This is a genomic window from Frigoribacterium sp. VKM Ac-2530, from assembly GCF_015350835.1.
GTDB lineage: Bacteria > Actinomycetota > Actinomycetes > Actinomycetales > Microbacteriaceae > Frigoribacterium.
Map to the genome: position 1 here is coordinate 1,254,524 of NZ_JADKSE010000001.1, position 26,809 is coordinate 1,281,332.

The 26,809-nt window shown below is 72.7% G+C and carries 32 protein-coding genes; 14 read left to right on the plus strand and 18 right to left on the minus strand.

What is annotated here, in order from left to right; translation table 11 throughout:
- Position 1: 1 nt before the first annotated feature.
- Positions 2–376 carry a PLD nuclease N-terminal domain-containing protein gene (locus ITJ48_RS05880; protein WP_194612766.1) on the minus strand — a complete coding sequence of 125 codons (375 nt, stop codon included), beginning with the start codon at positions 374–376 and terminating at the stop codon, positions 2–4.
- Positions 377–475: 99 nt separating this feature from the next.
- On the opposite strand from ITJ48_RS05880, the gene ITJ48_RS05885 reads away from it, so the two are divergent.
- Complete coding sequence (locus ITJ48_RS05885) at positions 476–754, plus strand: DUF4229 domain-containing protein (protein ID WP_194612767.1); 279 nt, start codon at positions 476–478, stop codon at positions 752–754.
- Between the two features lie 66 nt (positions 755–820).
- Here ITJ48_RS05885 and ITJ48_RS05890 read toward each other — a convergent pair whose 3' ends face one another.
- The 4 genes from ITJ48_RS05890 to ITJ48_RS05905 are packed head-to-tail and all read right to left on the minus strand — an operon-like array spanning position 821 to position 4,413.
- The gene (locus ITJ48_RS05890; RefSeq protein ID WP_370544797.1) at positions 821–1,768 is read right to left on the minus strand and encodes a 1,4-dihydroxy-2-naphthoate polyprenyltransferase; all 948 of its coding nucleotides are present in this window, start codon (positions 1,766–1,768) and stop codon (positions 821–823) included.
- A gap of 10 nt (positions 1,769–1,778) precedes the next feature.
- On the minus strand, positions 1,779–2,966 hold the full coding sequence (locus ITJ48_RS05895) for an AMP-binding protein (protein ID WP_194612768.1): 1,188 nt from the start codon (positions 2,964–2,966) through the stop codon (positions 1,779–1,781).
- 46 nt (positions 2,967–3,012) lie between these two features.
- Positions 3,013–3,921, minus strand: a complete 909-nt coding sequence (locus ITJ48_RS05900) for a 1,4-dihydroxy-2-naphthoyl-CoA synthase (protein ID WP_194612769.1) — start codon at positions 3,919–3,921, stop codon at positions 3,013–3,015.
- A 36-nt stretch (positions 3,922–3,957) separates the two neighbouring features.
- Positions 3,958–4,413: a hypothetical protein gene (locus tag ITJ48_RS05905; protein WP_194612770.1), complete on the minus strand. Its 456-nt coding sequence runs from the start codon at positions 4,411–4,413 to the stop codon at positions 3,958–3,960.
- Positions 4,414–4,452: 39 nt separating this feature from the next.
- On the opposite strand from ITJ48_RS05905, the gene ITJ48_RS05910 reads away from it, so the two are divergent.
- Positions 4,453–5,469, plus strand: a complete 1,017-nt coding sequence (locus ITJ48_RS05910) for an o-succinylbenzoate synthase (RefSeq protein ID WP_370544798.1) — start codon at positions 4,453–4,455, stop codon at positions 5,467–5,469.
- Between the two features lie 46 nt (positions 5,470–5,515).
- Here ITJ48_RS05910 and ccsB read toward each other — a convergent pair whose 3' ends face one another.
- Genes ccsB through ITJ48_RS05935 form a run of 5 tightly spaced genes read right to left on the minus strand, consistent with a single transcriptional unit; the run spans position 5,516 to position 10,508 of the window.
- Positions 5,516–6,586 (minus strand): c-type cytochrome biogenesis protein CcsB, encoded by a 1,071-nt coding sequence (ccsB, locus tag ITJ48_RS05915; protein ID WP_370544799.1) that lies wholly within the window; start codon positions 6,584–6,586, stop codon positions 5,516–5,518.
- Positions 6,583–8,472, minus strand: coding sequence for a cytochrome c biogenesis protein ResB (locus ITJ48_RS05920; protein WP_194612771.1), 1,890 nt, complete (start codon positions 8,470–8,472; stop codon positions 6,583–6,585). Before ITJ48_RS05920 ends, ccsB begins: the two co-directional genes overlap by 4 nt.
- Positions 8,456–9,250, minus strand: coding sequence for a cytochrome c biogenesis protein CcdA (locus ITJ48_RS05925; protein ID WP_194612772.1), 795 nt, complete (start codon positions 9,248–9,250; stop codon positions 8,456–8,458). Before ITJ48_RS05925 ends, ITJ48_RS05920 begins: the two co-directional genes overlap by 17 nt.
- A 2-nt stretch (positions 9,251–9,252) precedes the next feature.
- Entirely contained in the window at positions 9,253–9,861 is a 609-nt protein-coding gene (locus ITJ48_RS05930) for a TlpA disulfide reductase family protein (RefSeq protein ID WP_194612773.1), read from the minus strand.
- Complete coding sequence (locus ITJ48_RS05935) at positions 9,861–10,508, minus strand: histidine phosphatase family protein (RefSeq protein WP_133737894.1); 648 nt, start codon at positions 10,506–10,508, stop codon at positions 9,861–9,863. Before ITJ48_RS05935 ends, ITJ48_RS05930 begins: the two co-directional genes overlap by 1 nt.
- Positions 10,509–10,590: 82 nt before the next feature.
- Between ITJ48_RS05935 and aspS the strand changes: the two genes are divergently transcribed.
- The gene (gene aspS, locus ITJ48_RS05940) at positions 10,591–11,925 is read left to right on the plus strand and encodes an aspartate--tRNA(Asn) ligase (protein ID WP_194612774.1); all 1,335 of its coding nucleotides are present in this window, start codon (positions 10,591–10,593) and stop codon (positions 11,923–11,925) included.
- A gap of 81 nt (positions 11,926–12,006) precedes the next feature.
- Here aspS and ITJ48_RS05945 read toward each other — a convergent pair whose 3' ends face one another.
- From ITJ48_RS05945 to ITJ48_RS05965, 5 genes are all read right to left on the minus strand, one after another.
- A complete protein-coding gene (locus tag ITJ48_RS05945) occupies positions 12,007–12,309 on the minus strand; it encodes a Dabb family protein (RefSeq protein WP_194612775.1) in 303 nt (100 codons plus the stop codon).
- Positions 12,306–12,572: a glutaredoxin family protein gene (locus ITJ48_RS05950; protein WP_194612776.1), complete on the minus strand. Its 267-nt coding sequence runs from the start codon at positions 12,570–12,572 to the stop codon at positions 12,306–12,308. The genes ITJ48_RS05945 and ITJ48_RS05950 overlap by 4 nt, the downstream gene beginning before the upstream one ends.
- Positions 12,573–12,661: 89 nt before the next feature.
- The gene (locus ITJ48_RS05955) at positions 12,662–12,760 is read right to left on the minus strand and encodes a 30S ribosomal protein bS22 (protein WP_003792170.1); all 99 of its coding nucleotides are present in this window, start codon (positions 12,758–12,760) and stop codon (positions 12,662–12,664) included.
- 106 nt (positions 12,761–12,866) lie between these two features.
- Entirely contained in the window at positions 12,867–13,061 is a 195-nt protein-coding gene (locus ITJ48_RS05960; protein ID WP_123546729.1) for a helix-turn-helix domain-containing protein, read from the minus strand.
- A gap of 184 nt (positions 13,062–13,245) precedes the next feature.
- Positions 13,246–13,764 carry a helix-turn-helix transcriptional regulator gene (locus ITJ48_RS05965; RefSeq protein ID WP_192042195.1) on the minus strand — a complete coding sequence of 173 codons (519 nt, stop codon included), beginning with the start codon at positions 13,762–13,764 and terminating at the stop codon, positions 13,246–13,248.
- 34 nt (positions 13,765–13,798) lie between these two features.
- Between ITJ48_RS05965 and ITJ48_RS05970 the strand changes: the two genes are divergently transcribed.
- Both ITJ48_RS05970 and ITJ48_RS05975 read left to right on the plus strand, forming a co-directional pair.
- Positions 13,799–15,256, plus strand: a complete 1,458-nt coding sequence (locus ITJ48_RS05970) for a TrkH family potassium uptake protein (RefSeq protein WP_194612777.1) — start codon at positions 13,799–13,801, stop codon at positions 15,254–15,256.
- Positions 15,249–15,920 carry a TrkA family potassium uptake protein gene (locus ITJ48_RS05975; protein WP_123546732.1) on the plus strand — a complete coding sequence of 224 codons (672 nt, stop codon included), beginning with the start codon at positions 15,249–15,251 and terminating at the stop codon, positions 15,918–15,920. Before ITJ48_RS05970 ends, ITJ48_RS05975 begins: the two co-directional genes overlap by 8 nt.
- Positions 15,921–15,941: 21 nt before the next feature.
- On the opposite strand, the gene proC is transcribed toward ITJ48_RS05975, so the two are convergent.
- Entirely contained in the window at positions 15,942–16,793 is an 852-nt protein-coding gene (gene proC, locus ITJ48_RS05980; RefSeq protein ID WP_123546733.1) for a pyrroline-5-carboxylate reductase, read from the minus strand.
- A gap of 42 nt (positions 16,794–16,835) precedes the next feature.
- Between proC and ITJ48_RS05985 the strand changes: the two genes are divergently transcribed.
- On the plus strand, positions 16,836–17,798 hold the full coding sequence (locus ITJ48_RS05985) for a cation diffusion facilitator family transporter (protein WP_123546734.1): 963 nt from the start codon (positions 16,836–16,838) through the stop codon (positions 17,796–17,798).
- Here the strand turns inward: ITJ48_RS05985 and ITJ48_RS05990 are convergent.
- Positions 17,795–18,259: a nucleoside deaminase gene (locus ITJ48_RS05990; protein WP_307802948.1), complete on the minus strand. Its 465-nt coding sequence runs from the start codon at positions 18,257–18,259 to the stop codon at positions 17,795–17,797. The two genes, ITJ48_RS05985 and ITJ48_RS05990, sit on opposite strands and share 4 nt — an antisense overlap.
- 56 nt (positions 18,260–18,315) lie before the next feature.
- Between ITJ48_RS05990 and upp the strand changes: the two genes are divergently transcribed.
- From upp to ITJ48_RS06030, 8 genes are all read left to right on the plus strand, one after another.
- The gene (gene upp, locus ITJ48_RS05995; RefSeq protein WP_194612778.1) at positions 18,316–18,948 is read left to right on the plus strand and encodes a uracil phosphoribosyltransferase; all 633 of its coding nucleotides are present in this window, start codon (positions 18,316–18,318) and stop codon (positions 18,946–18,948) included.
- A gap of 492 nt (positions 18,949–19,440) precedes the next feature.
- Entirely contained in the window at positions 19,441–20,211 is a 771-nt protein-coding gene (locus tag ITJ48_RS06000) for a winged helix-turn-helix domain-containing protein (RefSeq protein WP_192042200.1), read from the plus strand.
- Between the two features lie 329 nt (positions 20,212–20,540).
- On the plus strand, positions 20,541–21,041 hold the full coding sequence (locus ITJ48_RS06005; RefSeq protein ID WP_192169368.1) for a MarR family winged helix-turn-helix transcriptional regulator: 501 nt from the start codon (positions 20,541–20,543) through the stop codon (positions 21,039–21,041).
- Positions 21,038–22,432, plus strand: coding sequence for a deoxyribodipyrimidine photo-lyase (locus ITJ48_RS06010; RefSeq protein WP_194612779.1), 1,395 nt, complete (start codon positions 21,038–21,040; stop codon positions 22,430–22,432). The genes ITJ48_RS06005 and ITJ48_RS06010 overlap by 4 nt, the downstream gene beginning before the upstream one ends.
- Positions 22,433–22,509: 77 nt before the next feature.
- Positions 22,510–23,964 (plus strand): serine hydrolase, encoded by a 1,455-nt coding sequence (locus ITJ48_RS06015; protein WP_194612780.1) that lies wholly within the window; start codon positions 22,510–22,512, stop codon positions 23,962–23,964.
- A gap of 55 nt (positions 23,965–24,019) precedes the next feature.
- Positions 24,020–24,496: a GNAT family N-acetyltransferase gene (locus ITJ48_RS06020; protein ID WP_194612781.1), complete on the plus strand. Its 477-nt coding sequence runs from the start codon at positions 24,020–24,022 to the stop codon at positions 24,494–24,496.
- 27 nt (positions 24,497–24,523) lie between these two features.
- On the plus strand, positions 24,524–25,081 hold the full coding sequence (locus tag ITJ48_RS06025; protein WP_123546741.1) for a TetR family transcriptional regulator: 558 nt from the start codon (positions 24,524–24,526) through the stop codon (positions 25,079–25,081).
- Positions 25,082–25,164: 83 nt separating this feature from the next.
- The gene (locus ITJ48_RS06030) at positions 25,165–25,968 is read left to right on the plus strand and encodes a dienelactone hydrolase family protein (protein ID WP_194612782.1); all 804 of its coding nucleotides are present in this window, start codon (positions 25,165–25,167) and stop codon (positions 25,966–25,968) included.
- Between the two features lie 208 nt (positions 25,969–26,176).
- Here ITJ48_RS06030 and ribH read toward each other — a convergent pair whose 3' ends face one another.
- Positions 26,177–26,671, minus strand: coding sequence for a 6,7-dimethyl-8-ribityllumazine synthase (gene ribH / locus ITJ48_RS06035; RefSeq protein ID WP_194612783.1), 495 nt, complete (start codon positions 26,669–26,671; stop codon positions 26,177–26,179).
- Between the last annotated feature and the right edge of the window lie 138 nt (positions 26,672–26,809).

Below are 26,809 nucleotides of genomic sequence, written 5' to 3' on the forward strand. Positions count from 1 at the left end.
CTCAGGCGTTGTTCTTGTCGTTCGTGTCGTTCTTGTCGTCGCCGTCGAGCTGGGCCAGCTCTTCTTCGAGGCGGCGGATGCGCTCGTCGGTCGTCTCGCGGTCGAGGTCGCTGACCGTCGAGCTCGACCGACCCGAGAACTCGGGGTCGTCGTCGGGCGCGACGAAGCGTCGCGACTCGGACTGGCCGGACTTGCGAGCACGCCCGATCAAGAACCAGAGGACGGCACCGATGACCGGCAGCAGGACGATGACGAGAGCCCAGAGAGGCTTGTTGAGGGCCCGGAACTTCGACGACTCGGCGAAGAGGCAGTCGATCAGGGCGTAGATGATGAACGCTGACGCTGCGACGATCGCCACGACCAAGAACTTCACCATGGACCGAGCATAGGCGGGCCGGCAGGGCGTCGCCTGATGGTCGGCAGGGAGGTGCGCGCAGGGACGAGGAGGCGCAGGGTGCGCGCGTAGACTCGCCGCGTGAAACCCTGGGTCAAGTACACGATCGTCCGCCTCGGCGTGTTCCTCGTCGCGCTGGTCGTGCTCGTGCTCCTGCTGCCGAACCCGTACCTCGCGACGCTCATCGCCGCCGTGGTGGCGTTCTGCGTCTCCTACCTCTTCTTCGCCCCGCTGCGACGACAGGTCGCGCTGGAGCTCGCCGAGCGACGGTCGAAGCCGGAGCCGCTCGACGGCGACAGCCTCGCCGAGGACGCCGAGCTGGCCGAGCGTGACGAGCGCGACGCAGGACGCGCCTCCTAGGCCGGACGTGGCACGCGCCTCCTGGGCCGATGCGGGACGCGCCCGAGGCTGGACGCGCGTCCTGGCTCAGAAGAAGAGCGCTGCCCCGAGGCCGAGGCCGAACAGCAGCGCCGTCAGCGACGACAGCTGCAGGGCGAGGATCAGCTCGCGCGGCGTCTTGCCGGTCACGCCGATGACCGCTGCCGGCACCGCCGTGATCAGCACGAAGTAGACGTACGGCGCGTTGAAGTACAGGAAGCCGAAGTAGACGAGCAGCAGGAACGGCAGCAGCAGGAAGAGGGCGTAGAGCGCCCGTGCCACGGTGTCGCCGACGACGACCGCGAGGGTGCGCTTGCCCGCCGCCGCGTCCTGCGGGATGTCGCGGATGTTGTTGACCATGAGCACGGCGCAGGCGAACAGCCCGGCGGCGATGCCGGCGACCCACGCGTCGGCGGGGAACCGGTGCACCTGCACGAAGGCGGTGCCGACGGTGGCGACCAGCCCGAAGAACACGAAGACGAAGACCTCGCCGAGGGCGTTGTAGCCGTAGGGGCGCTTGCCGCCCGTGTAGTACCAGGCGGCGACCACGGCAGCGGCCCCGACCGCGAGCATCCACCAGTAGCCGGTCGTCACGACGACCACGACGCCCGCGAGCGCGGCGAGGCCGAAGAAGACGAGGGCGACGCGCAGCACGGTCCTGGGCCGGACGCTGCCCGAACCCGTCAGGCGTGCCGGGCCGACCCGGTGCGCGTCGGTGCCGCGGATGCCGTCGGAGTAGTCGTTGGCGTAGTTGACGCCGATCTGGAGGAACACGGCGATCGCGAGGCAGAGCAGTGCCAGCGGGAGGTCCCAGCTGCCGTTCGCCCGCGCGACTCCCGTGCCGAGCGCCACCGGCGCGACGCCGAGGGGCAGGGTGCGGAGGCGGGCGCCGCCGATCCAGTCGCCGGGCGTGACGCGGCGGGCGCGCTGGGCTCCCGGTCGGCCTCCCGGTCGGCCGCCGCGCTTCTTCTTCTGGGATGTCGTCGCTCGTGCCACGGGACCGATCCTAGTTCCGGGCGGGGTCCCCGCCCGCGACGAGGGCCTCCAGGGCGCGGCGGTCGGGCTTGCCGCTCGCGAGGAGCGGCAGCTCGGGGAGCAGGACGAGCCTGTCGGGCGCCGCGGCGCGGCCGAGGGCTGCGCAGACCACGGCACGCAGCTCGGGCAGCTCCGGGAGGCGGGGCGTCGCGTGCAGCAGGTGCGGCGCAGGGCTGCCCGGCTCCCCCACGACGACGACCGGCACCTCGCCCCACCGCTCGTGCGGTGCCCGGACGACCACGGCGCCGGCGAGACCGGGCTGCTCGCGGACCACTCGCTCGACCAGCCCGAGCGACACCTTCTCGCCGCCCGAGACGACGACGTCGTCGAGGCGACCGCTCACGGCGAGCACGCCGTCGTCGGACACGGTGCCGGCGTCGCCCGTGCGGTACCAGCGCTCCCCGTCGCGGACGACGAAGGCCGCCTCCGTCCGAGCGTCGTCGCCCAGGTAGCCGAGCGCGAGCGACGGACCGGCGAGCTCCACCTGCCCGTCGACGACGGCCACCCGGGTGCGGCCGACGGGCACCCCGTCGTAGACGCAGCCCCCGCTCGTCTCGCTCGAGCCGTACGTGCGGACGACCGCCACGCCGGAGGCGCGGGCCCGGTCGACGAGGGACGCGGGCGTCGCCTGCCCGCCCACCAGCACCGCGGCGAAGCTCCGTGCCGCGTCGGCCACGTCGACGTCGTGCTCGGCGGCGTCGAGCACCGCGGCGAGCTGGGCCGGGACGAGCGACGCGTAGCGCACGGGGTGCTCGAGGCGGCGCGCGGCAGCGGCGAAGGCGACCGGGTCGAAGTGCCCCGGCGCGAGGACCTCGGGCTCGGTGCCGGCGGCGATGCTCCGGACGAGGACGTTGGTGCCCGCGACGTAGTGCGCCGGCAGCGCCAGCACCCACTGCCCGGGTCCGCTCAGCGCGCCGTCGGCGGCGGCCGCGCCGGCGAGCACGGCGTCGGCGGGCAGCATCACGCGCTTGGGCACGCCGCTCGACCCGCTCGTCTCGACCACCAGGGCCACGGGCTGCGGCACGGTGGCGGGCAGGTCGGCGGGGACGTGGCCGTCCGTGCGCGGGGCGACTGCGGGACCGCCCGCGAGCGCCTCGCGGAGGGCGTCGAGCACGTCGAGCGGGCGTCGCGCGTCGACGGGGAGGAGGGGGCGGGTCACGCGCCGCGCCTCCTCGTGTCCTGCCCTGCTGCGCGCCCCGTCGGCGTCAGTACTGCCACGGGAAGGGCGACCAGTCGGGCTCGCGTTTCTCGAGGAACGAGTCGCGCCCCTCGACGGCCTCGTCGGTGCCGTAGGCGAGGCGGGTCGCCTCGCCCGCGAAGACCTGCTGGCCCACGATGCCGTCGTCCGTGGCGTTGAACGCGAACTTGAGCATGCGGATCGCGGTGGGCGACTTGGTGAGGACGACGCGGGCCATGGCCAGCGCCTCCTTCTCGAGCTCGGCGTGGGGGACGACGCGGTTGACGGCGCCCATCTCGTGGGCGCGGTCGGCGCTGTACTCCTCGGCGAGGAAGAACACCTCGCGGGCGAGCTTCTGGCCGATCTGCTTGGCGAAGTAGGCGCTGCCGTAGCCGGCGTCGAACGAGCCGACGTCGGCGTCGGTCTGCTTGAACCGGCCGTGCTCACGGCTGGCGATCGTGAGGTCGCAGACGACGTGCAGCGAGTGGCCGCCGCCCGCCGCCCAGCCCGGCACGACCGCGATGACGACCTTGGGCATGAACCGGATCAGCCGCTGCACCTCGAGGATGTGGAGGCGCCCCGCCGAGGCAGGGTCGGCCACGTTCGCCTCGGTGCCCTCGGCCTTGTAGCCGTCACGGCCGCGGATGCGCTGGTCGCCGCCGCTGCAGAAGGCCCAGCCGCCGTCCTTGGGGCTGGGACCGTTGCCCGTGAGCAGGACGACGCCCACGCGGCTCTGCTGCCGCGCGTGGTCGAGCACGCGGTACAGCTCGTCGACGGTGCGCGGCCGGAACGCGTTGCGGACCTCGGGCCGGTCGATCGCGACGCGGGCCACCCGGCCCTCGACGTCCAGGTGGTAGGTGACGTCGGTCAGGCCGTCGAAGCCCGGCACCTCTCGCCACTCAGCGGGATCGAACAGGTCGGAGACGGCGGCGGACATGCCCACCAGCCTACGACCGGGGCCGGTCGCCGACGGTCAGAGCGAGGGGACGAGCTTGCCCAGCAGCCAGACGAACACGAACGGGTTGGCGAGGACGCTCAGCAGAACCGCGGCCACGGCCTGCCAGCGGCCCCGACGCGTGGCGACGGCGACGAGCGCGACCACGCCCACGCCGATCGAGGCGAGCATCGTGACGAGCGCGATCGACGCCGCGGCCGTGACGCCGTCGGCCGCGAGCAGGGCGATCGCGACGCCGTCGAGGGCGAGCAGGACCACGGCGAGCACGAGGACGACCACGCCCAGCCGCGAGCTGCGGGCCGGCTCGACCGAGTCGTCGTGGGTCTGGTCGTCGAAGATCGCCAGCCCTTCGGCGTCGCGCGACCCGCCGTCGGTCGATCCGCCGTCCGTCGACTCGACGTCGTCGGTGTGCTCGGCGTGCTCGGCGGCACGGGACTCGGCGTCGTCGGACGGGGTCTGATCGGGCGCGGCCATGGAGACCGACCCTAGCGGGCGCGGTGCGAGACTGGCGAGGTGACCACGCCCGCCGACCCCCTCCTCCCCCGCACCGAGCTGCCGCCGGTCGACGACCTGCTGGCCGGTGCGCACGTCGTGCAGCTGCCCCTCCTCACGAGGTTCCGGGGCATCGAGGTGCGCGAGGCGCTCCTCGTAGAGGGCCCTCGCGGCTGGACCGAGTTCAGCCCCTTCGTCGATTACGGGCCGGAGGAGGCGGCGGCCTGGTTGGCGGCGGCCGTCGAGTTCGGCTGGGGTCCTGCCCTCTCTCCCCGCACCTCCCGCGTGGCCGTCAACGCGACCCTGCCCGCCGTCGGGCCCGGCGAGGTCGCGGGGGTGCTCGCCCGGTTCCCCGGCTGCCGCACCGTCAAGGTCAAGGTCGCCGAGCGCGGGCAGTCGCTCGCCGACGACGTCGCCCGCGTCGCCGCGGCCCGCGAGCACGTCGGCCCCGAGGGCCGCGTCAGGGTCGACGCCAACGGCGGCTGGACCGTCGACCGAGCCGAGGAGGCGCTGCGAGCCCTGGCCCCGCTCGGTCTCGAGTACGCGGAGCAGCCCTGCGCCACCGTGCCCGAGCTCGCCGAGCTGCGACGCCGCACGGCCGACCTCGGCGTGCCGATCGCCGCCGACGAGAGCGTCCGGAAGGCCGCCGACCCGCTCGCCGTCGCCCGCGCCGGTGCGGCCGACCTGCTCGTCGTCAAGGCGCAGCCGCTCGGCGGGATCCGGACGGCGCTCCGCATCGTGTCCGAGGCCGGGCTGCCCGTCGTCGTCTCGAGTGCACTCGACACCTCGGTGGGGCTGAGCATGGGCGCCCACCTGGCCGCCGCGCTGCCCGACCTGCGCCACGACTGCGGTCTCGGGACGGCCGCCCTGCTGGCCGCCGACGTGACCCGCGAGCCGCTGGTGCCGGTGGACGGGTCGATCGATGTGCGGCGGGTCGACGTCGACGTCGACCTGCTGCGGGCGCACGCCGCACCCGACGACCGACGCGAGTGGTGGCTGGACCGGGTGCGCGCCTCCTGGGGGCTGCTCGCGCGCTGAGGCGCGACCGCCGGCGAGACCCAGGTAGCCCGGCGGCGAGGAGGGGTCAGAGGCCCGAGTAGGCGTGCAGGCCCTTGAAGAAGACGTTGACGACGCCGAAGTTGAAGAGCACCGCGGCGAAGCCGATGATCGACAGCCAGGACGACCGGGCTCCGCGCCAGCCGCGGGTCGCGCGGGCGTGGATGTAGCCGGCGTAGAGGACCCAGATGATGAACGTCCAGACCTCCTTGGTGTCCCAGCCCCAGTAGCGGCCCCAGGCGCGCTCGGCCCAGACGGCGCCCGCGATGAGCGTGAAGGTCCACAGCACGAAGCCGACGAGGGCGACGCGGTACGCGAGGTCCTCGAGGCGGTACGCGGCGGGCAGGGTGTCCATGAAGCGGAGGCCGGAGAGCCGGGCCTGCTCGCGCTTCGTCTGGATCAGCTGGGCGATCGAGAGACCGGCCGCGATCGCGAAGAAGCCGGTGCCGAGGATCGCCACGAGAACGTGGATCACGAGCCACGCCGACTGGAGCGCGGGCTGCAGCGGCACCACCTCGACGTAGTAGTTCACGCTGCCGATCGCGAGCAGCACGAGGTTCAGTCCCATGACGTAGGCGCCGAGGAACGACAGGTCGACGAAGCGACCGGCGACCAGGTAGACCGCGACGATGATCGCCGTGCCCGTGAGCGAGAACTCGAACATGTTGGCCCACGGCACGCGGTCCGCGGCCAGGCCTCGGGTCACGACGCTCGAGACGTGCACGAGCAGGCCGAGCACCATCATCGCGGTGGCGACGCGCTCGAAGCTCGAGCCGCGACGGCGTCGGGTCGAGCCCGGACCGGAGGTGCCAGCCGCACCGTCGCCTCGGCCCTCGCCCGCCGACACGGTCGTCCCGGCCTCACGGTCGAGCACGATGGTGCTGCCGCCCGAGACCGCGGCGCGGGCGGAGCTGCGACCTGCCCCGCGGGCCGAGCCCACATCGGGCCCTGCGGTCGCGGCGGCGCCCGACGCAGGCGCCTGCTGGGCGTCGCCCGAGCGCTTGGCGAGGTCGAGGGCGAAGGCCACGAACGAGATGGTGTAGATCGCCATCGCCGAGTACACGGCGACGAGCGAGAAGTTGGCGAGGTCTTCGGTCACGGTCGCATCCTACGTCCGGCGCGGCTGGGCGCCTCGGTCGAGCGGGCAGGGTCGTTCGAGGTCGAGCCGGGCGCGGCGGCGCTCGGGCCGTCGGTGCTCGCGCCGGTGGCGCTCGGGCCGTCGTCGCTCGCGTCGTCGTCGCTCGTCGCGGCACGCGCCGCGTCGGCGGGCACGCCGAGCCCGGCGAGGTGCGTCCGGGCGATGTCGCGGACGGCGCGGGCCAGCGTCGGGTCCTCGCCGCGGGCGAGGCCGGCGTACTCGAGCAGGACTCCCCCGTCGGTCGTGCTGGCCTTGACCCAGACACGGCGGCGGGGCACGAACAGCGCCGTGAGCAGACCGGCGAAGACGAACCCGGCGAAGAGCAGCACCCAGAGCTGCGACGGGTCGTGGTGCACGTCGAGGGAGGCGAAGCGCTTGACGTCGGAGAGAGTCACCGTGCCGAGGCCGTCGGGCAGGTCGGCCGTGGTGCCGGGCGAGAGCTGCAGCGCCGACTGGTCGGCGGCGGCGCCCGCGATCTCGGTCATGCCGTCGGTGTCCAGCGAGTAGACCGACTGCGGCACGCCGGCGTCGAGGCCGAGGTCGCCCTGGTAGACGTTCAGGCTCAGCACCGGGTTCAGCAGGTCGGGGTAGCTCGACGCGAGGATGCCCGACCCGTCGCCGGTCTCGACGGCCGACGGGTAGAAGAAGCCGATCATGCCGATCTGGTCCGACAGCCCGTCGGGCACCTTGACGACGCCCTGCGAGGTGAGGTTCGCGTCCTGCGGCAGGAAGGGGATGGTGTCGCGGAAGGCGACCGAGCCGTCCGGAGCCTTGACCGTGACGTCCACCGCGTAGCCGTTGCCGAGCAGGTAGACGTTCGAGCCGCCGATCGACAGCGGGCTGTTGACCTTGATCTCGTGCTCGCTCGTGTCGCCCGACTGGGTCGTCGTCGTGACGTCGGCCGTGTAGTCGAGCGGCTGCCCGAGCGCGTCGGCGTTCGACTCCTCGTAGGTCGTCGTGAACTTGTCGAGCGTGATGTTGTACGGCGAGAGCTGGGAGTCGCTGAACCAGCGGCCCGGGTTGAACGAGTCGTACGAGACGAGGGCGTTCGTGAAGGTCTGGCCCTCGACGACCACGCGCTGACCCGTGTAGCCGAAGCCGCCGCCGATCCCGACCGTGAGGAGCACGCCGACCAGCGCCGTGTGGAAGACGAGGTTGCCGGTCTCGCGCAGGTAGCCGCGCTCGGCGCTGACCGAGTCGCCGAACACCTGCGTGCGGTACCCGGCGCGCCTCAGCTGCGCGCGGGCCTGCTCGACGACGGAGGCGGGGGCGAGGGCGGCGTCCGTGGCGCCTCCTGCGGTCTGCAGCGTCACGGAGCGGTAGCCCGCCAGCCGCGAGAGCCTCGCCGGCGTCCTCGGCGGCTTCGAGCGCAGGGCCTCGAAGTGGTGCTTCGTGCGCGGCACGATGCAGCCGATCAGCGAGATGAAGAGCAGCAGGTAGACCGCGGAGAACCACGGCGACGAGTAGGTGTCGAAGACGCCGATCTTGTCGAGCACCGGGAACAGGTCGGGGTGCTCGGCGCGGTACTGGACGACGCCGTTGGGGTCGGAGGTGCGCTGCGGCACGAGCGACCCGGGGATCGCCGCGACGGCGAGCAGCATGAGGAGGAACAGCGCCGTCTTCATGCTCGTCAGCTGCCGCCAGAAGAAGCGGAGGTAGCCGACGAGCCCCAGGCGCGGCTGGACGATGTCGGCGGAGCCCGCGCCCTGGTCGCCCGGCGTGCGGGCGGGAGCGGAGTCGTAGTGGTCGCTCGGGCGGAGCGGGTCGGACGAGACGTCGGTCACGTCCTGCTGGTCGGCGTCGGCGTCGGCCGGGCGGCGGCTCACGGGGTCAGACGATCGTGCCATAGCTCGCGATCACCGCCCCGAGGTGCGACATGAGGGTCGACCAGAGCCCGGTGACCATGAGCAGACCGATGGCGATCAGGATCGAGCCTCCGACGATGTTGACGGCGCGCATGTGGCGCTTGACGAACGAGATGGAGCGCGTCGCCCAGCCGAAGCCGAGGGCGACGAGCAGGAAGGGCACGCCGAGTCCGACGCAGTAGGCGAGCCCGAGCAGCACGCTCGACGTGGCCGAGCCGCTCGTGAACGACAGGGCGTAGATCGCGGTGAGGGTGGGGCCGATGCACGGCGTCCACCCGATGCCGAACACGATGCCGAGCAACGGGGCGCCCGCCAGGCCGGTCGCCGGGGCGAACCCGGGCTTGATCGTGCGCTGCAGGAACGTGAACTGGCCCACGAAGACGAGGCCGAGCGCGATGACCACGAGGCCCATCAGGCGGACGATCAGGTCGCGCCACTGGATCAGCCAGAAGCCCGCGGCCGAGAAGGCGAGGCTGCCGCCGACGAAGACGAGCGAGAAGCCGGCGATGAAGAGGAGGACGCCGATCACCATCCGCCGACGGTCGCGGGAGGCGGTCGAGGAGGCGGTGGCCGTGGGAGTCGCGGCTGCGGCGCGACGACCGCCCCCGGCGAGGCCCCCGACGTAGCCGAGGTAGCCCGGCACGAGCGGCAGCACGCAGGGCGAGAGGAACGAGATCAGGCCGGCGAGCAACGCCACCGGCAGCGCGACGGCGAGCTGGCCGCCCGCGACCGCCTCGAAGAATGGGTTGCCCTGGTACACCTCTAGGCCTGCTCGGCGACGGCGTCGCTGATCAGCGTCTTCAGCGTGCTGGGGCCGTCGAGGCCGCCGAGCACGCGGGCGGCGATCCGGCCCTGCTTGTCGAGGACGATCGTCGTCGGCACCGCGTTCGGCGCGATGGTTCCGGCGAGGGCGAGCTGGACCGCGCCGTCGTTCGTGTCGACGATCGACGGGTAGGTGATGTCGAACTTCTCGGCGAAGGCGCGGGCGGTGTCGGCCTGGTCGCGCACGTTGACGCCGACGAACTGGACGCCCTGGTCGGCGAAGTCGGTGCTGAGCTGCTGCAGGTCGGGCGCCTCCTTGCGGCAGGGCGGGCAGCTGGCGTACCAGAAGTTCAGGACGACGACCTCGCCGTCGTGGTCGGCCCGCGAGAACTCGTCGCCCTCGTCGGTCGTGCCGGTGAACTCGACCGGCTCGTCACGGTCGGCCTCGGGCACCTCGGTGACCGTGCCGGCGCCGCTGATGTAGTTCTCGGTGCCGCCCGCGCGGTACTGCTCGGCGAGGGGGTCGGACTGCGAGGTGCAGCCGGTGAGCACGAGGGCGAGGGCCGAGGCAGCCGCGACGGCGCCGACGACGAAGGAGGCGCGGCGCATCAGACCGCCCCGAGGTCGACGGCGCGCTCGAGCAGGTCGGCCGCGGGGTCCTGGTAGCCGACCTCGACGAAGCGCCCGCCGTGCCGCTCGAGCGTCGTGATGCTCGAGAGGGAGCAGCGACGGCGACGGGGGTCGTGGAAGAGGCGCGCACCCGTCACGCTGCGGTGCACCATCCAGATCGGCAGCTGGTGGCTGACCAGCACGACGTCGCCCGAGTCGACGCTCGACCAGGCCTCGTCGACCGCGGCGAGCATGCGCGCCGCGATGCTGACGTAGGCCTCGCCCCAGCTCGGCTTGAGCGGGTTCACGATCCACGGCCACTCGGCCGGCACCGCGAGCTGCTTCGCGACGGTGAAGTCCGAGCGGCGGCCCTCGTACTTGTTCGTCGGCTCGATCAGGCGCTCGTCGACCTGCACGTCGAGGTCGAACGCGGCGGCCCAGGGCGCGGCGCTCTCGCGGGTGCGCTGCAGCGGGCTCGCGACGACGGCGGCGACGGGGGCGCCCTGCGCCTGCAGCATCGCGGCCGAGGAGGCGGCCATCCGGTGGCCGAGCTCGCTGAGCCCGAAGCCCTCGAGTCGGCCGTAGAGCACGTGGTCGGGGTTGTGCACCTCGCCGTGGCGCACGAGGTGGATCTGCTGGGCGGGCATGGCCACCAGTCTAGATCGGGCCTGCACTCCCACCTCCCTCACGGGAGGCCGAAAGCTCGACGTCGCGGTAAACTCTGGCCCCGTGATCGAACGCACCCTCATCAGCGACCTCTCGCCCCTCCCCGACGGCCCCGTGACGGTGTCCGGTTGGGTCGACACGGTCCGTGACCAGAAGAAGGTGCAGTTCGTCGTCCTCCGCGACGAGTCCGGCGCCGTCCAGCTCGTCCGTCCCCGCACGGCCGCCGACGTGCTCGCCGAGGCGGGCGAGACCGACGACATCGCCGACGCGATCTCGGGCCTCTCGCAGGGCAGCTTCGTGACGGTCACGGGTCAGCTCAAGCACGACGAGCGCGTCAAGCTCGGCGGCATCGAGGTGAAGATCGACGGCCTCGTCGTCGACAGCCTCGCCGACCCCGAGACGCCGATCGCCGCCGACAGCGGCATCGACAAGCGGATGGACTGGCGGTTCCTCGACCTGCGCGTCCCCCGCAACGCCCTGATCTTCCGTGTCCAGACCACCTTCGAGCACGCCATGCGCACCTACTGGGTCGAGCGCGGCTACGTCGAGGTGCACACCCCCAAGATCATGGCGTCGGCGAGCGAGTCCAACGCCGAGCTGTTCAAGGTGGAGTACTTCGAGGGCAGCGCGTTCCTCGCGCAGAGCCCCCAGTTCTTCAAGCAGATGGCCCAGTCGGCCGGCTTCGGCAAGATCTTCGAGATCGCCCCGGTGTTCCGCGCCGACCCCTCGTTCACCTCGCGCCACGCGACGGAGTACACGAGCGTCGACGCCGAGATCAGCTACGTGGACAGCCACGAGGACGTCATGCAGATGCAGGAGGAGCTGCTCGTCGCCGCGTTCACCGCCGTCGTCGAGAAGCACGGTGCGGCGATCAAGGAGCTCTTCGACGTCGACCTGACGGTGCCGACGACCCCGTTCCCCCGCATCCCCCTCGCCGAGGCGAAGCAGATCGTCGCCGACCGCGGCTACGTCGTGCCGCGTGCGGACGCCGACATGGACCCCGAGGGCGAGCGCCAGATCGCGGCCTACGTCAAGGAGACGTTCGACCACGACTTCGTGTTCCTCACCGACTACGACGCGTCGATCCGGCCGTTCTACCACATGCGCCACGAGGACGACCCGCAGCTCACGAAGAGCTACGACCTCATCTACAACGGCACCGAGATCACCACCGGCGCCCAGCGCGAGCACCGCGTCGACGTGCTCGAGGCCCAGATCCGCGAGAAGGGCATGAAGCCCGAGGAGCTCGGCGGCTACCTCGACTTCTTCCGCTACGGGGCCCCCTCGCACGGCGGCTTCGGCATGGGCCTGGCCCGCGTGCTGATGCTCATGCTGCACCAGCCGAACCTCCGCGAGGTCACGTTCCTGTTCCGCGGACCGACCCGCCTCACGCCGTAGGGCCCTGGGGCCCGAGGGCCTGACGTCGAAGGAGGCGCGGTGCAGGCATGACCTGCACCGCGCCTCCTTCGCTCTGTGGCGTCAGGCCTCGTAGTCGATGGCGCCGCGGCCCGTGACGAGCGTGCGGATCTCGGCCGCCGCCTCCTGGTGGGCCGGGTGCACGACGTACGCGTCGAGGCCAGCGGCGTCGTCGAACTCGGCGACGACCGCCACGTCGCCGTTCGTCTCGGGATAGGCGACGTTGCGGACGACCTCGAGCGAGCGGATCGACTCGACGGTGCCGACCAGGCCGGTCAGCAGCTCGTCGATGCGCGCGGCGGCGTGCTCTCGCGACGCGTCGTCGGTGGCGACGAGGTTCCAGATGACGATGTGCTTGACGGTCATGCGAGGGCCTTCCGGAGGGCGGTGCGGAGGCGCTCGGGCTCGACGCGCCAGATGGTGTGCACACGGTCGTCGAGCAGGACGACCGGGATCTCTTCTGCGTACTCGGCACGCAGGGCCTCGTCGCCGAGGATGTCCGTCTCGGCGTAGCCGAGCTCGGCCGCCGCGAACTCGGGCTCGGCCAGCACGGCGTCCAGGGCGGTGCGCGCCTCGTCGCAGAGGTGGCAGCCGGGCTTCGTCAGCAGGGAGATGCGGGGAACGGGCACGCCCTCGACCCTAGCGGCTGGCCTCGACGATCTGCCCTCAACGAGAAGTGGCCCCCGACCGAACGGTCGAGGGCCACTTCGTGCAACGTCTACTTCTTGTTGCGACGCTGGTGACGAGTCTTGCGAAGCAGCTTGCGGTGCTTCTTCTTCGCCATGCGCTTGCGACGCTTCTTGATGACAGAACCCATAGAGGACCTCACTGATTCATGGATCGGACGACCGGGTCCGAAACAGAACCGCGGAAAAATGCCTCGGGTCAGTGTACTAGGGCGACCCGTGATTGTCGAAAGCGCGTCAGCCGACGTCGGCGACGCCGTTCTGCAGGACCGCCGCGACGGCCGACTCGGGCACGCGGAACGACCGGCCGAAGCGGATCGCGGGGAGCTCGCCCGAGTGCACCATCCGGTAGACGGTCATCTTCGAGACGCGCATCATGCCGGCCACCTCGGCGACGGTGAGGAACCTCACGTCCGAGAGATCGTGGGTCACGTCGCCTCCTGGGGCTGGTGGTCGGGAGAGCCCGACGACGACGCCGGTGCAGGAGCGACAGGAGGTGTTCCTGTGACTCGTGGTCACTCTAGGGGCGCGTGTGCCGCGCATGCAACGGTCGCGGGCACCGCCTGGGGACGACGCGTCGGCCGTCCTGCCGCCGGTGCGGGCCGGGGTCTGGGGCTCAGCGCCCGAGGCGCTTGCGGACCGGGTCGATCACGCGCTCATCCAGGGCGCTCTGGGCGTCGTGCAGCGCCGAGGAGGCGCGGTGCTGCGCATCGGCCACGGCCCGTCCCAGCCCGCTCGCGACGTCGGTCGCGTCGGGCAGCGACTCGGCGGCCCGCCGGATGGGCGCGGGCACGCTCGCGCCCGCCCAGGCGGCGAAGGCCCCCGACGCGGCGTCGAGGCCCCCGGCGAGGTCCGCCCCGAGGAACGGCACGAGCCAGTCGTCGACCGCCTCGAGCGGTCCGGTCTCGATGCCGTAGTAGCGGTGCTGCCCGTCCTCGCGCACGTGCACGAGCCCCGCGTCGCGGAGGACCCGGAGGTGCTTCGAGACCGTCGGCTGGCTCAGCCCGAGCGACGTCACCATCTCGCCGACGCTGACGTCGCCGGTGCGTGAGTCGGCGGAGACGTGGGCGTCGAGCAGGACCGTGAGGATGTCCCGGCGCGTGCCGTCGGCGATCACGGCGAAGATGTCGGGCATGCAGCCACAGTAACGACGACCGGCCGGATGTACCATGTCGGCTGTGACGCGCGCCTCCGTCGCGCCGCGGCGCGGACCCTCCCCCGGCCCCCGCAGCGTGTTCCACCGCCTGTCCGACTGGGTCGACGACATCGGCCGCAAGTCGCCCGCACGGTTCGCGATCCTCATCTTCACCGGGCTGATCCTCGTCTTCACGGTCGTCTTCTCGCTGCCCGTCTCGTCCGCGGACCGGACGGTGACCCCGCTCGCCGACTCGCTCTTCACCGCGGTGTCCGTGATCTGCGTGACGGGCCTGGCGACCGTCGACATGGCGACGCACTGGTCGCTCTTCGGCCACGTCGTGATCTTCGTCGGCGTGCAGATCGGCGCCATCGGGGTGCTGACCCTCGCCTCGATCATGGGCCTCGTCGTGTCGCGGAAGCTCGGCCTCCGGGCGCGGCTGATGGCCGCCGGGGACAGCAACCCGCTGCGGGCCCACGCGGGCCCGGTGCCGGAGGGCCAGGCGGTTCGCCTCGGCGAGATCGGCGGCCTGCTGACGACCGTCGCCCTCAGCTCGTTCGTGATCCAGCTCGTGATCGCGCTGCTGATGATCCCCCGGATGGTCATCGACGGGATCGCCCTCGGCGACGCCGTGCTCGACAGCTTCTACTACTCGGCGATGGCCTTCACCAACACCGGGTTCACGCCCAACGCCGACGGCCTGGCCGCCTTCGAGAACGACTACTGGTTCCTCAGCCTGATCATGGTCGGGGTGTTCCTCGGCAGCATCGGGTTCCCCGTGATCTACGCCCTGGCCCGCAACCCGCGGAACCCCCGCCGCTGGTCGGTGCACGTCAAGCTGACCCTGCTGACGACGGCGATCCTGATCGTCTTCGGCATGGTGCTCTACATCGTGCTCGAGTTCGACAACCCGAAGACGTTCGGCGCGATCGAGGCCGGGCCGACCGTGTTCCAGTCGCTGTTCCTCAGCATGATGACGAGGTCGGGCGGCTTCTCGACGATCCAGATCTCGGACCTCAACGGCTCGTCGCTGCTCGTCACCGACATGCTCATGTTCATCGGCGGCGGCTCGGCCTCGACGGCCGGCGGCATCAAGGTCACGACCCTGGCGGTGCTGTTCCTCGCTGCCTTCGCCGAGGCCCGCGGCCAGCGCTCGATGGAGGCCTTCGGCCGCCGCATCCCCAGCGACGTGCTGCGCCTCGCGGTCAGCGTCGTGCTCTGGGGCGCGACGATCGTGGCCGTCTCGAGCATCCTCATCATGCACATCACGAAGGAGCCGCTCGACCACGTGCTCTTCGAGTGCATCTCGGCCTTCGCGACGTCCGGCCTCAGCACGGGGCTCACCGACCGGCTGCCGGACTCGGCGAAGTACATCCTCGCGGTCACCATGTGGATGGGCCGCGTTGGTACAGTGACGCTCTCCGTCGCCCTGGCCGCCAGCCAGCGACGCCAGCTGTTCACGAGAGCCGAGGAGCGACCGATCGTTGGTTGACAGGATCAAGCACGACGCGCCGGTGCTCGTCATCGGCCTCGGCCGCTTCGGCGCCGCGACCGCAGGCCAGCTCGAGCGGCAGGACCGCGACGTGCTCGCCGTCGACACCGACGCCGGGCTCGTGCAGAAGTGGGCCGACCGGGTCACGCACGCCGTCCAGGCCGACGCCCGCAGCATCGACGCGCTCAAGCAGATCGGCGCCCAGGACTTCTCCATCGCTGTCGTCGCGGTGGGCTCGTCCATCGAGGCCAGCGTGCTCATCACGGCCAACCTCGTCGACCTCAAGGTGCCTCAGATCTGGGCGAAGGCGATCAGCCAGTCGCACGGCAAGATCCTCGCCCGCATCGGCGCGAACCACGTCATCTACCCGGAGCGCGAGGCCGGCGAGCGCGTCGCGCACCTCGTCTCGGGACGCATGCTCGACTACATCGAGTTCGACGACGCCTTCGCGATCGTGAAGATGTACCCGCCGAAGCCGGTGCGCGGCGCCTCCTTGGCCGCCTCCAACATCCGCACGAAGTACGGCGTCACGGTCGTCGGCGTGAAGAGCCCGGGAGGCGCCTTCAAGGAGGCGACGCCCGAGACGGTCATCAGCAACCACGACCTCATCATCGTGTCGGGCGACAGCCGCACCATCGAGAAGTTCGCGGCGCTCGAGGGCTGACGCCAGGGCGGCGGGGCAGCCTCAGCGGCCCTCGGCGATCTCGCGGTTGCGGGCGAGGGCGGCCTGGGCAGCCCGGCCGAAGAGGTCGGCGAGGCCGCCCTGCTCGAGCACGGCGACGGCCCGCTCGGTCGTGCCGCCGGGGCTGGTGACGCGCCTGCGGAGCTCGGCGGGCGCCTCCTCGGCGGGCGTCAGGTCGCTCGCGGCGAGCAGCTCGCTCGCTCCCCGGAAGGTGCCCTGGACCATCGTGGCGGCCTGGGCGGGCGTGAAGCCCAGGCCGACCGCCGCCTCCTGCAGGGCCTCGACCAGCAGGTAGACGTAGGCGGGACCGGAGCCCGAGATCGTGCTCAGGGCGTCGATCTGCGACTCGGGCACGACGACGACGTCGCCGACCACCTCGAAGAGCCGCCTGGCGAGCGCGAGGTCGTCGTCGGACGAGCGCGAGCCGGCGCTCAGGCCCGTGACGCCGAGGCCGACGTGCGACGGGGTGTTGGGCATCGAGCGGACGACGGCGACGGACGCGGGCAGCGCCGCCTCCATCGTGGCGGTCGTGACGCCCGCGGCGAGGCTCACGACGACGGCGTCGGGCTCGAGGGCCGGGGCGATCTCGGTCAGCAGGTCGACCACCATGTGCGGCTTCACGCCGATCAGCACCAGGCGGGCGCCCTCGACCGCGGCCGTGTTGGCGCCGGGATCGGTCTCGGTGGCCAGGGAGGTGACGCCCTGCTGCCGGAGCGGGCCCGCCTTGGCCTCGGTGCGGTTCGTGACGCGTATGCCTCCCTCGACGACGACGTCGGGGCCGAGCAGGCCCGCGAGGACGGCGCCGCCCATCGAGCCGGCTCCGAGAACTGCGGTGGCGGGGAGAGTCGTGACCATCGGGCCATCCTAAGATCGACCCAGACACGAGGGGACCTCCACATGAGCACGTCCGGCGGCAACAAGGCGATCTTCGCGGCGCTCGGCGCCAACCTCGGGATCGCGGTGACGAAGTTCGTCGCCTGGTTCTTCTCGGGGTCGTCGTCGATGCTCGCCGAGGGCGTGCACTCCCTGGCCGACTCGGGCAACCAGCTGCTGCTGCTGCTCGGCGGCAAGCAGGCGCGCAAGGCCGCCGACGCCGAGCATCCCTTCGGCTACGGCCGCGAGCGCTACGTCTACGCCTTCGTCGTCTCGATCATCCTGTTCAGCGTCGGCGGCGTCTTCTCGCTGTACGAGGGCGTCGAGAAGCTCCGCGAGCCGCACCCCCTCGACGTGCCCTGGCTGCCCGTCCTCGTGCTCGCGATCTCGCTCGGCCTGGAGAGCTTCTCGCTGCGCACCGCGATCAAGGAGGCGCGCCCTGCGAAGGGCGCACAGAGCTGGCCTGCCTTCATCCGCCGGGCCAAGGCGCCCGAGCTGCCGGTGGTGCTGCTCGAGGACGCCGCGGCGCTGCTCGGCCTCAGCTTCGCCATGATCGGCGTCGTCCTGACCTGGATCACCGGGAACGGCGTCTTCGACGCGATCGGGACGCTCGCGATCGGCCTGCTGCTCGTGGCCGTCGCGGTCGTGCTGGGCATCGAGACGAAGAGCCTGCTCGTCGGCGAGGGCGCCTCCGCCGGCGACGTCGAGGCCATCCGCACGGCGATCACCGCCGGCCCCGAGGTCGAGCAGATCGTGCACATGAAGACCCTCTACCTCGGCCCCGACGAGCTGCTCGTCGCCGTCAAGGTCGCCATGGACGGTCGCACCGCGCTGCGCGACGTGTCGTCGACCATCGACGCGATCGAGGCACGCGTCCGCGAGGCCGTGCCGATCGCGCGGGTGATCTACGTCGAGCCCGACGTCTGGCACGAGCCGGACCGGGTCGACCCGCCCACCGACGCGATCGTGATCAAGGCCGCCGACTAGCGCCGCTCGGCGAAGAAGGCGTCGAGCTGGGCCCGGCACTCGGCCTCGCGGACGCCGGCGAACACCTCGGCGCGGTGCGGCAGCCTGCGGTCGCGGAGGATGTCGTAGACGCTGCCCGCGCCTCCTGCCTTCTCGTCCCACGCGCCGTAGACGACCCGCGGCACACGCGCCGCGAGGATCGCGCCGGCGCACATCGGGCACGGCTCGAGCGTGACGACGAGCGTCGTGCCGGTGAGGTGCCAGTCGCCCGTGTGCCGGGCCGCGGCCCGGAGGGCGAGGACCTCGGCGTGCGCCGTCGGGTCCTGCAGCAGCTCCCGCTCGTTGCGGCCGGTGCCGATCACCTCGCCGGAGGCGTCCAGCACGACGGCGCCGACGGGGACGTCCCCGGAGACGCGGCAGCCCTCGGCCTGGGCGAGCGCGTCGCCCATCCACGCCTCGAGCTGCGACGGGACGAGGGGCACGGCGACGCTCCAGGGACGGGACTCGCGGGCCGGTCGACTCCGCTACCGTGGAGCCTATGCGAGTGCACGTAGCGGACCACCCCCTCATCACCCACAAGCTGACCGTGCTCCGCGACAAGAACACGCCGTCGCCGACCTTCCGGGCCCTGACCGAGGAGCTCGTCACGCTGCTCGCCTACGAGGCGACCCGTGACGTGCGGACGACCCCCGTCGACATCGAGACGCCGGTCGGCCCGGCCACCGGCCTCGAGATCAGCCAGCCGCGCCCGCTGGTCGTCCCGATCCTGCGCGCCGGCCTCGGGATGCTCGAGGGCATGACGAAGCTCGTCCCGACCGCCGAGGTCGGGTTCCTCGGCATGGTCCGCGACGAGGAGACGCTGCAGCCGACGACCTACGCCGAGCGCCTGCCCGACGACCTCTCGAACCGACAGTGCTTCGTGCTCGACCCGATGCTCGCGACGGGCGGCTCGCTGATCGCCGCGATCGACTACCTGCTCGACCGGGGGGCCGTCGACGTCACGGCCGTCTGCATCCTCGCCGCCCCCGAGGGCCTCGCCGCCGTCGAGGCCGCGATGGAGGGACGCGACGTGCACGTCGTCCTCGGCGCCGTCGACGAGAAGCTCGACGAGAACGGGTACATCGTGCCCGGGCTGGGCGACGCGGGCGACCGCCTCTACGGCCTCGCCTGAGCGACCCTGCTCGGCCCTGCTCGACCCGAGCGCCCGATCCGGCCACGCCCTCGCGGCGTGCGCACGGATCGGGCGCTCCGTCGTGTCGCCTTGACACGCGTCCTGCCCCTGGCCGAGAATCGCTCCATGACTTCCCCCGTGTACGCTCCGACCTCCCTCGAGGCCTTCGGGAGCGCCGGCATCATGATGCCGATGCACGCGGTCATGTGTCGAATGTGTGCCTGACCCGGCCACACACCTCGCCGAGTCGCAGCTGCTGACACCGCCAGCTGAGCTCACGTCCCCACCCGGACGTCGAGTCATCGACTCCCGGACGATCCGCGTCGTCACCCGACGCGCGTCCGGACGGTGCACCGCACCGACTGCTCGTGACGCACGGCACCATCGCCGGCGGGATCGAGCACCGACACACATCGAGCACGACGCTCCTGCCCCTGGCTGCCGCCGGGCACGGAGTCGTCCTGCCGCCCTCCCGCAAGGACCCCGCCTGTCATGTCCCTCATCCTCGACCGCCCCGTCACCGCAGCCCGCACCGTCTCGCCGGCCCGCACCTCCTCGACCGCTGCTCCGCTGAGCCGGACCGCAGCTGCTGCCGCCGCCGCTGCGACCGCACCCGCACCCGCTGAGCCGGCTGCGCCCCGGACCCGCTCGCTGCCCGAGGGCACCGAGGCCCGCGGCTTCGCCCTCTACGTCGGCATCGACGAGGTCACCGCCGCCCAGACCGGCACCGAGCTCGGCGACATCGTGGCGCAGATCAAGGCGCTCGTCGCCCAGATCGCCCCGGCCGCCGAGACGCACGCCGCGGTCGCCATCGCGCCCACCGGCGCCGGCGGTCGCGACGTCGACGTCGTCCGTCTCGCCCTGCAGGACCCGTCGGCCGTCGCCGCCCGTCGCCAGGCCGCCGAGGTGGCCGAGGAGCCCGGGGCCCGCGGCGGCGTGGTCGTCGACATCTCGCGCAAGCGCGTGCTGCTCGACGGCGAGGCCGCCAACCTCACGTACAAGGAGTTCGAGCTGCTGCAGTACCTCGTGCTCCGCGAGGGCCGCACGATCGAGCGCTCCGAGCTGATCGGGGGGCTCTGGGCCGACGGCGACGACGAGGTGCCGAACGAGCGCACCATCGACGTCCACGTGCGTCGCCTCCGCGCGAAGCTCGGCGCGTTCGAGGACGTCGTCCGCACCGTGCGCGGCGCCGGCTACCGGTTCGACCGGCACGCCGACGTGTCGATCCGCCACGCGTCGACCCCCTCGCCCGACCTCTTCTAGGCGGCTCCGACCGGTCGCCCGTTCGGGGTACGCGGCCGGGGGACGATCGTGTCGCGGGCGCTCGCGGAGAGTTCCCAGGAAAATAACGTTTCGATAACTAGACGACCGTTACCTGGCCGTTATATCGTGAGCGGGTCGAGGTCGTTTGCTGTGGCGGCCGAGGCAGGATGTGATTGCAGGACAACTCTGGTGCAAGGGAATGAAGGCCGGTCGCTCAGCGACCGGCCTTCTGTCGTTCCCGGACGCGCGACGGGCTCCCTGCCCTCCGTCGGCCCCGTGTCGGCCGTCTTCCCTAGACTCTCGAGAGGACCGAGAGCACGAGGAGCAGCATGAGCGACACAGCGGTGGCCGTCGGGGCCTGGGAGTCGCTCTTCCGGGCACAGGTCACGGTGATGCGCGAGCTGAACGCGCGCTTCCCCACCGACGAGATCTCGTTCAACGAGTACGACGTGCTCTTCAACCTGTCGAACCAGCCCGGCCGCAGCGCACGCATCCGTGACCTCACGCGTCACCTCCTCCTCACGCAGCCGAGCATCAGCCGGCTCGTCGACCGTCTCGCCTCGCGCGGGATCGTCGCGAAGCACAGCGATCCGGGCGACGGCCGCGGCATCATCGTGTCGATGACCGACGAGGGGTCGGCGCTCTACCGCCGCACCGCGGTCAGCCACGCCGCCGCGATCGCCGAGCGGGTCGGCGGCAGCCTCGACCACGACGAGCTCGTGGCCCTCACCGACCTCTGCACCCGGCTGCGTGCCGGGTCGTCCGACGACGAGCCGGCACCCGACGACGAGGGCGCCGTGCCGGCGCCCGGGACGGACGGCACCGCGTGAGCACCGCCTCCTCGACCACCAGCCCGACGATCGTCTGGCTGCGCGACGACCTCCGGATCGCGGACAACCCCGCGCTCGACGCGGCGGTCACGCGCGGCGGCCCCGTGGTCGTGCTCTACCTGCTCGACGAGCAGTCGCCGGGCATCAGGGCGCTCGGCGGCGCCGCTCGCTGGTGGCTGCACCACAGCCTCGCGTCGCTCGACCACGACCTCCGCGAGCTCGGCGCCTCGCTGACGCTGCGCCGGGGCGCGGCGGCCACGGAGGTGCCCGCGCTCGTCGCCGAGACCGGCGCCGGTGCCGTGTCCTGGAACCGCCGCTACGGCCTCGCCGCCCGCGAGGTCGACGCGGCCCTCAAGTCGGCGCTGCACGACGACGGCGTCGACGCCCACAGCTTCCAGGGCTCGCTGATGTTCGAGCCGTGGACGGTGCAGACCGGCTCGGGCGAGCCGTTCAAGGTCTTCACCCCGTTCTGGCGCGCGTGCCTCAGCCGGCCCGAGCCGCGTGAGCCGCTCGCCGCGCCCGAGCGGCTCACGGCGCCCGACGCGCTCCCCGCCAGCGACGACCTCGACTCCTGGCAGCTGCTGCCCACGCAGCCCGACTGGGCCGCCGGCCTCCGCGAGACGTGGACGCCGGGCGAGTCCGCCGCCCTCGACGTCCTCGAGGAGTTCGCGACCGGGCACCTCGCCGACTACGACCAGCGGGACTTCCCCTCGCAGGAGGCGACGAGCCGGCTGTCGCCCCGCCTCCGCTGGGGCGAGGTCAGCCCGTTCCAGGTCTGGCACCGCATGCAGGCCGACCTGCCCGCCGCCTCCCGCGAGCAGGCGCAGGGGTTCCTCCGCGAGCTGGTCTGGCGCGAGTTCAACCACACCGTGCTGTTCGCGAACCCGCACCTCGCGACGAAGAACTACCGGCCCGAGTTCGACGCCTTCCCGTGGGAGGACCTCCCCGAGGCCGACCTCGACCGGTGGCGGCAGGGCACGACCGGCGTCCCGCTCGTCGACGCCGGCATGCGCCAGCTCTGGACGACGGGCTGGATGCACAACCGCGTGCGCATGGTGACCGCGAGCTTCCTCGTCAAGAACCTGCTCGTCGACTGGCGCGTGGGCGAAGACTGGTTCTGGGACACCCTCGTCGACGCCGACGAGGCGAACAACCCCGCCAACTGGCAGTGGACGGCCGGCTCGGGCGCCGACGCGGCACCGTACTTCCGGGTGTTCAACCCCGAGCTGCAGGCCAGCAAGTTCGACGGGCACCGCGGCTACGTGCGCGAGTGGGTGCCCGAGATCGACGACGACGCCTACCCCGAGCCGATGGTCGACCTGAAGCAGTCCCGACGCGAGGCGCTCGACGCCTACGAGAAGATGCGGCGCAGCCCGCCTGCCGACTCGTGACGAGCCACGGCTCGTGACGAGTTCCCGCTCGTGACGCGCCTCCTCCTGACGCGCCCCGCCTCCCGACGAGAGACACGATGACCAGCTCGCCCCGCACCTCCGGCGTGGACGCCGTGTTCGACGCCCGCCAGTCCGACGAGAAGGCGCCGAGCTCGGTCTTCGCGACCTTCGACCACGACGGCGTCACGCACCACGGCAGCCGCGGCACGCTCGACGGCTCACCGGCCGGTGCCGTGCCCGGGCCCCACACGGCCTACCGCGTCGCCTCGTGCACGAAGAGCTTCACCGCCGTGGCGCTGCTGGCGCTGCGCGACGAGGGGCGGCTCGTGCTCGACGCGCCCGTCACGGACTTCGTGCCCGCCTTCGCGGACGTCGTGCTGCCGACCGCCGACTCCCCCGTGCCGACGGTGCGCATGCTGATGACCATGTCGGGCGGCCTGCCCACCGACGACCCATGGGGCGACCGGCAGGAGTCGATCACCGACGACGAACTCGACGGCCTGCTGCGCGGCGGCCTCCGCTTCGACAGCGTGCCGGGCACGGCCTTCGCCTACTCCAACCTCGGCTGGGCCCTGCTCGGCCGCGTCGTGTCCTCGGTCACGGGTCGCCCGTACCGCGAGGTCGTCGAGCAGACGGTCCTCGAGCCGCTCGGCCTCAGGTCGACGGGCTTCACGAGCGACGTCGACGCCTCGGGCGGCCTCGCCGTGGGGCACCGCCGCGGCGACGACGGCTGGGAGCCCCTCCCCTTCTCCGGCCCCGGCGCCTTCTCGCCGATCGGCGGCCTGTTCAGCACCACCACCGACCTCGCCCGCTGGGCCCGCTGGCTCGCGTCGGCGTTCGACGACGAGGGCCGCGGCGACGTCGACGGCGTCCTGAGCCGTGCCTCCCGGCGCGAGATGCAGCAGCTGCAGCGCTTCGTGCCCGGCCTCGGGGCGCATCCCGCCGGCTACGGCTTCGGCCTCGTCGTCGAGCACTACCCCGACCTCGGCACGGTCGTCTCGCACAGCGGCGGCTACCCCGGGTTCTCGGCCCACATGCGCTGGCAGACCGCCACCGGGCTCGGCGTCGTCGGGTTCGAGAACGCGACGTACGCCCAGGTGTCCGTGCCCGTGGGCCTCGCACTCGACGGCATGATGGCCGACACCGAGGAGGCGCGGGTCGTCGTGGCGCCCTGGCCCGAGACGCTCGCGGCGGCAGCAGCCGTCGAGGCCGTCGTGCGCGGCGGCGAAGTGCCGGCCGGCCTGCTGAGCGAGAACGTCGAGCTCGACGTGCCGCTCGAGCGGCGACGACGGCTGTGGGCCGAGGCGGTGGGCTCGCTCGGCGGTCTCGTGGACGCGCAGGAGGCCTCGACCGGCGCCTCCTCGATGGTGCGCGACGAGCCCGACGCGCCCGTCGCCTCCTCGTCCGTGCCCTCGCACCGGGTCTGGCACCTCCCCGCCCGACGAGGCTCGCTGCGCCTCGAGATCCGGCTGACGCCGGAGGGCCGGCCCCGCGTGCAGACGATCGGCGTGCGGGCGGTCCCGGCGCGCTGACGGCGGCCGTCTGTCGCGGACCTGGCTGCGGGCCCCGGGGCCCTAGCCTGGTGAGGTGACCGTCCAGTTCCGCATCTCCTCCGTCGCCCTGATCGACCCCCTGCGCCTCTACGACCTGCTGCGGCTGCGCGTCGACGTCTTCGTCGTCGAGCAGGAGTGCGCCTACCCCGAGCTCGACGGCCGCGACGTCGAGCCCGACGCGGTGATGCTCTGGGCCGAGGAGGACGAGCAGGTGCTCGCCACCGTGCGGCTGCTCGTGGACCACGCCGACGCCGAGGCCGATGCCGCCAGTGCCGCCGACGCCCTGCGGATCGGGCGGGTCGCCACCGCGACCGCCGCACGCGGACGCGGCCTCGCCGCCGACCTGATGAGACTCGCGCTCGACCGCGCCGAGGGGCGTCTCGTGCGGCTCGACGCACAGGCGCACCTCGAGGGCTGGTACGCGCGCTTCGGTTTCGTCGTCGACGGCCCCGGGTTCCTCGAGGACGGCATCCCGCACGTGCCGATGTCGCGGGCCGCCACCGCGCACTGAGGACGTCCCCGGCCCTACACTCGGGCCATGGAACGCCGTGCGACCCCGCCCCGTGAGCGCATCCTCGCCGCGGCGAGGGGCGAGTTCGCCGCCACCGGCCTGGCCGGTGCCCGCATCGACGCGATCGCGCGCGAGGCCGAGGCGAGCAAGGAGCGCCTCTACGCGCACTTCTCGACGAAGCGCGACCTCTTCGACGCGGTCCTCGGCGAGAGCATCGACCGCTGGGTGCAGGCCATCCCGTTCGACGCCCACGACCTGCCCGGCTGGGCCCGGCGCCTCTACGACCACCTGGCCCTGCACCCCGACGACGCCCGCATGCTGCTCTGGGGCCAGATCGAGGGCGCCTCGTTGCCGAGCCCGGGCGTGGTCGACCACGCCCAGCTCGAGGCGCGTCGCGCCGCCGTACAGGAGGCGCAGGAGACCGGCCACATCGCGCCCGGCTGGAACGCCGACGAGCTGCTGACCATGGTGTTCGGGGTCGTCCTCGGCTGGTTCGTCACACCGTCCGCGACGAACCTGCACGGCGGCCCGCACGAGCGGCGCTGCGACGTCGTGGAGGAGGCCGTGAGGCGCCTGGTCGGCTGAGCCGCGCCTCCTCGGGTCCGCGCCTCCTCGGGTCGTCGCCTCCTCACGTCCTCGCCTCACGGGCCGGGAGTAGCGTCGCGCTCGTGACCACGACAGAGCTGCTGCCCGACCTCTCCCCCGAACTCCGCACCGTGCTCGACACGGTGCCCGACACCGGCACCGTCCAGGGCGGCGACGTCGTCTGGGACGACGACGGGACGCCCCTCGAGGGCTGGCTCGCGACCCCGGACACCGCCGCCTCGGCCGACCCCGACGAGCTGCGCCCCGCGGTGCTCGTGCTGCACGACTGGTTCGGCGTCGTCGACCACGTCAAGGTGCGGGCCGTGATGCTCGCCCGTCTCGGCTACGTCGCCCTGGCCGGGGACGTCTACGGCCAGGGCGTCCGCCCCGGGCCGGAGGAGGCGGGCGCCCAGGCGGGCGCCTGGTACGGCGACGTCCCCGCGTTCCGCGCACGCCTCGCGGCCAACCTCGAGCGGCTGCGGGCCGAGCCCGGCGTCGACCCCGCGCGCATCGCCGTGATGGGGTACTGCTTCGGTGGCTCGGGCGCCCTCGAGCTCGCCCGCTCGGGTGCCGACGTCGCGGCGGTCGCCTCGTTCCACGGCGGCCTCGGCACGCAGCTGCCCGCCGAGGAGGGGGCCGTGACGGCGCCGCTGCTCGTGATGACGGGCACGGCCGACCCGGTCGTCCCCGACGACGCCGTCGTCGCCTTCGAGGACGAGCTCCGCGCCGCCGGCGCCACGGACTGGCAGGTCGTCAGCTACAGCGACGCGATGCACGCCTTCGCGGTGCCCGGCACGGACTCCCCCGAGCACGGCGCCCAGTACCAGGCCGTCGCCGACCGCCGCTCGTGGGCACAGATGCGCGCCTTCCTCGACGAGGTGCTCTAGGCGCGACCGGCGGGGCAGGCCCGGCCGGGCTTGCCCGGCCGGGCCTGCCGTGCCGGGCCTGCCGTGCCGGGCGCCGCCTCGGTCCAGGCGAGCCCGTCCACGTGCTCCCCGGAGGGGAGAAGGGACAGCGACGGCGTGGGCCCACGCCGCCCCTGTCCCTCGACGCCCCCCTCGCGGCACTCGCCGACCGTGGTGCCAGGCAGGCCCCCTAAGCCACGTGGCCGGAGCCGGCCGCGGCGATCGCGCGGAGCTGGGCGGCCGTCGCGACGGCGGCGTGGGCGGCCTCGGCGCCCTTGTCCTCCTTCGAGCCGGGCAGGCCGGCGCGGTCGAGGCCCTGCTGTTCGTCGTCGAGGGTGAGCACGCCGAACCCGACGGGCTTGCCCGTGTCGAGCGAGACGCGCAGCAGGCCCGACGTGGCCGCGTCCGAGACGTACTCGAAGTGCGGCGTGCCGCCCCGGATGATCACGCCGAGCGCCACGACCGCATCGGCGCCGGCCTCGAGCGCGGCCTTCGCGACCACGGGCAGCTCGAAGCTGCCGGGCACGCGCAGCACCTCGGCCGTGGCGCCGAGGCGCTCGACGGTGGCCAGCGCCCCGGCGAGCAGGCCGTCGGTGATGGTCTCGTGCCAGGTCCCGGCGACGATCGCGACGCGCACGCCGGTCCCGTCGACGTCGATCTCGGTGGGGGCGCCCTCGACGCTCATGTGTGTCTCCTCGGGTGGGGTGGTGGTGCGGGTGGGGTAGGTGGGGCAGGCGGTCGACGGATCGGCCGTGACCGGTGACCGCTCGCCACCGTCGCCGGCCGGTCGGGCCGTCGGGCCGTCGGGTGGTCGGGCCGTCGG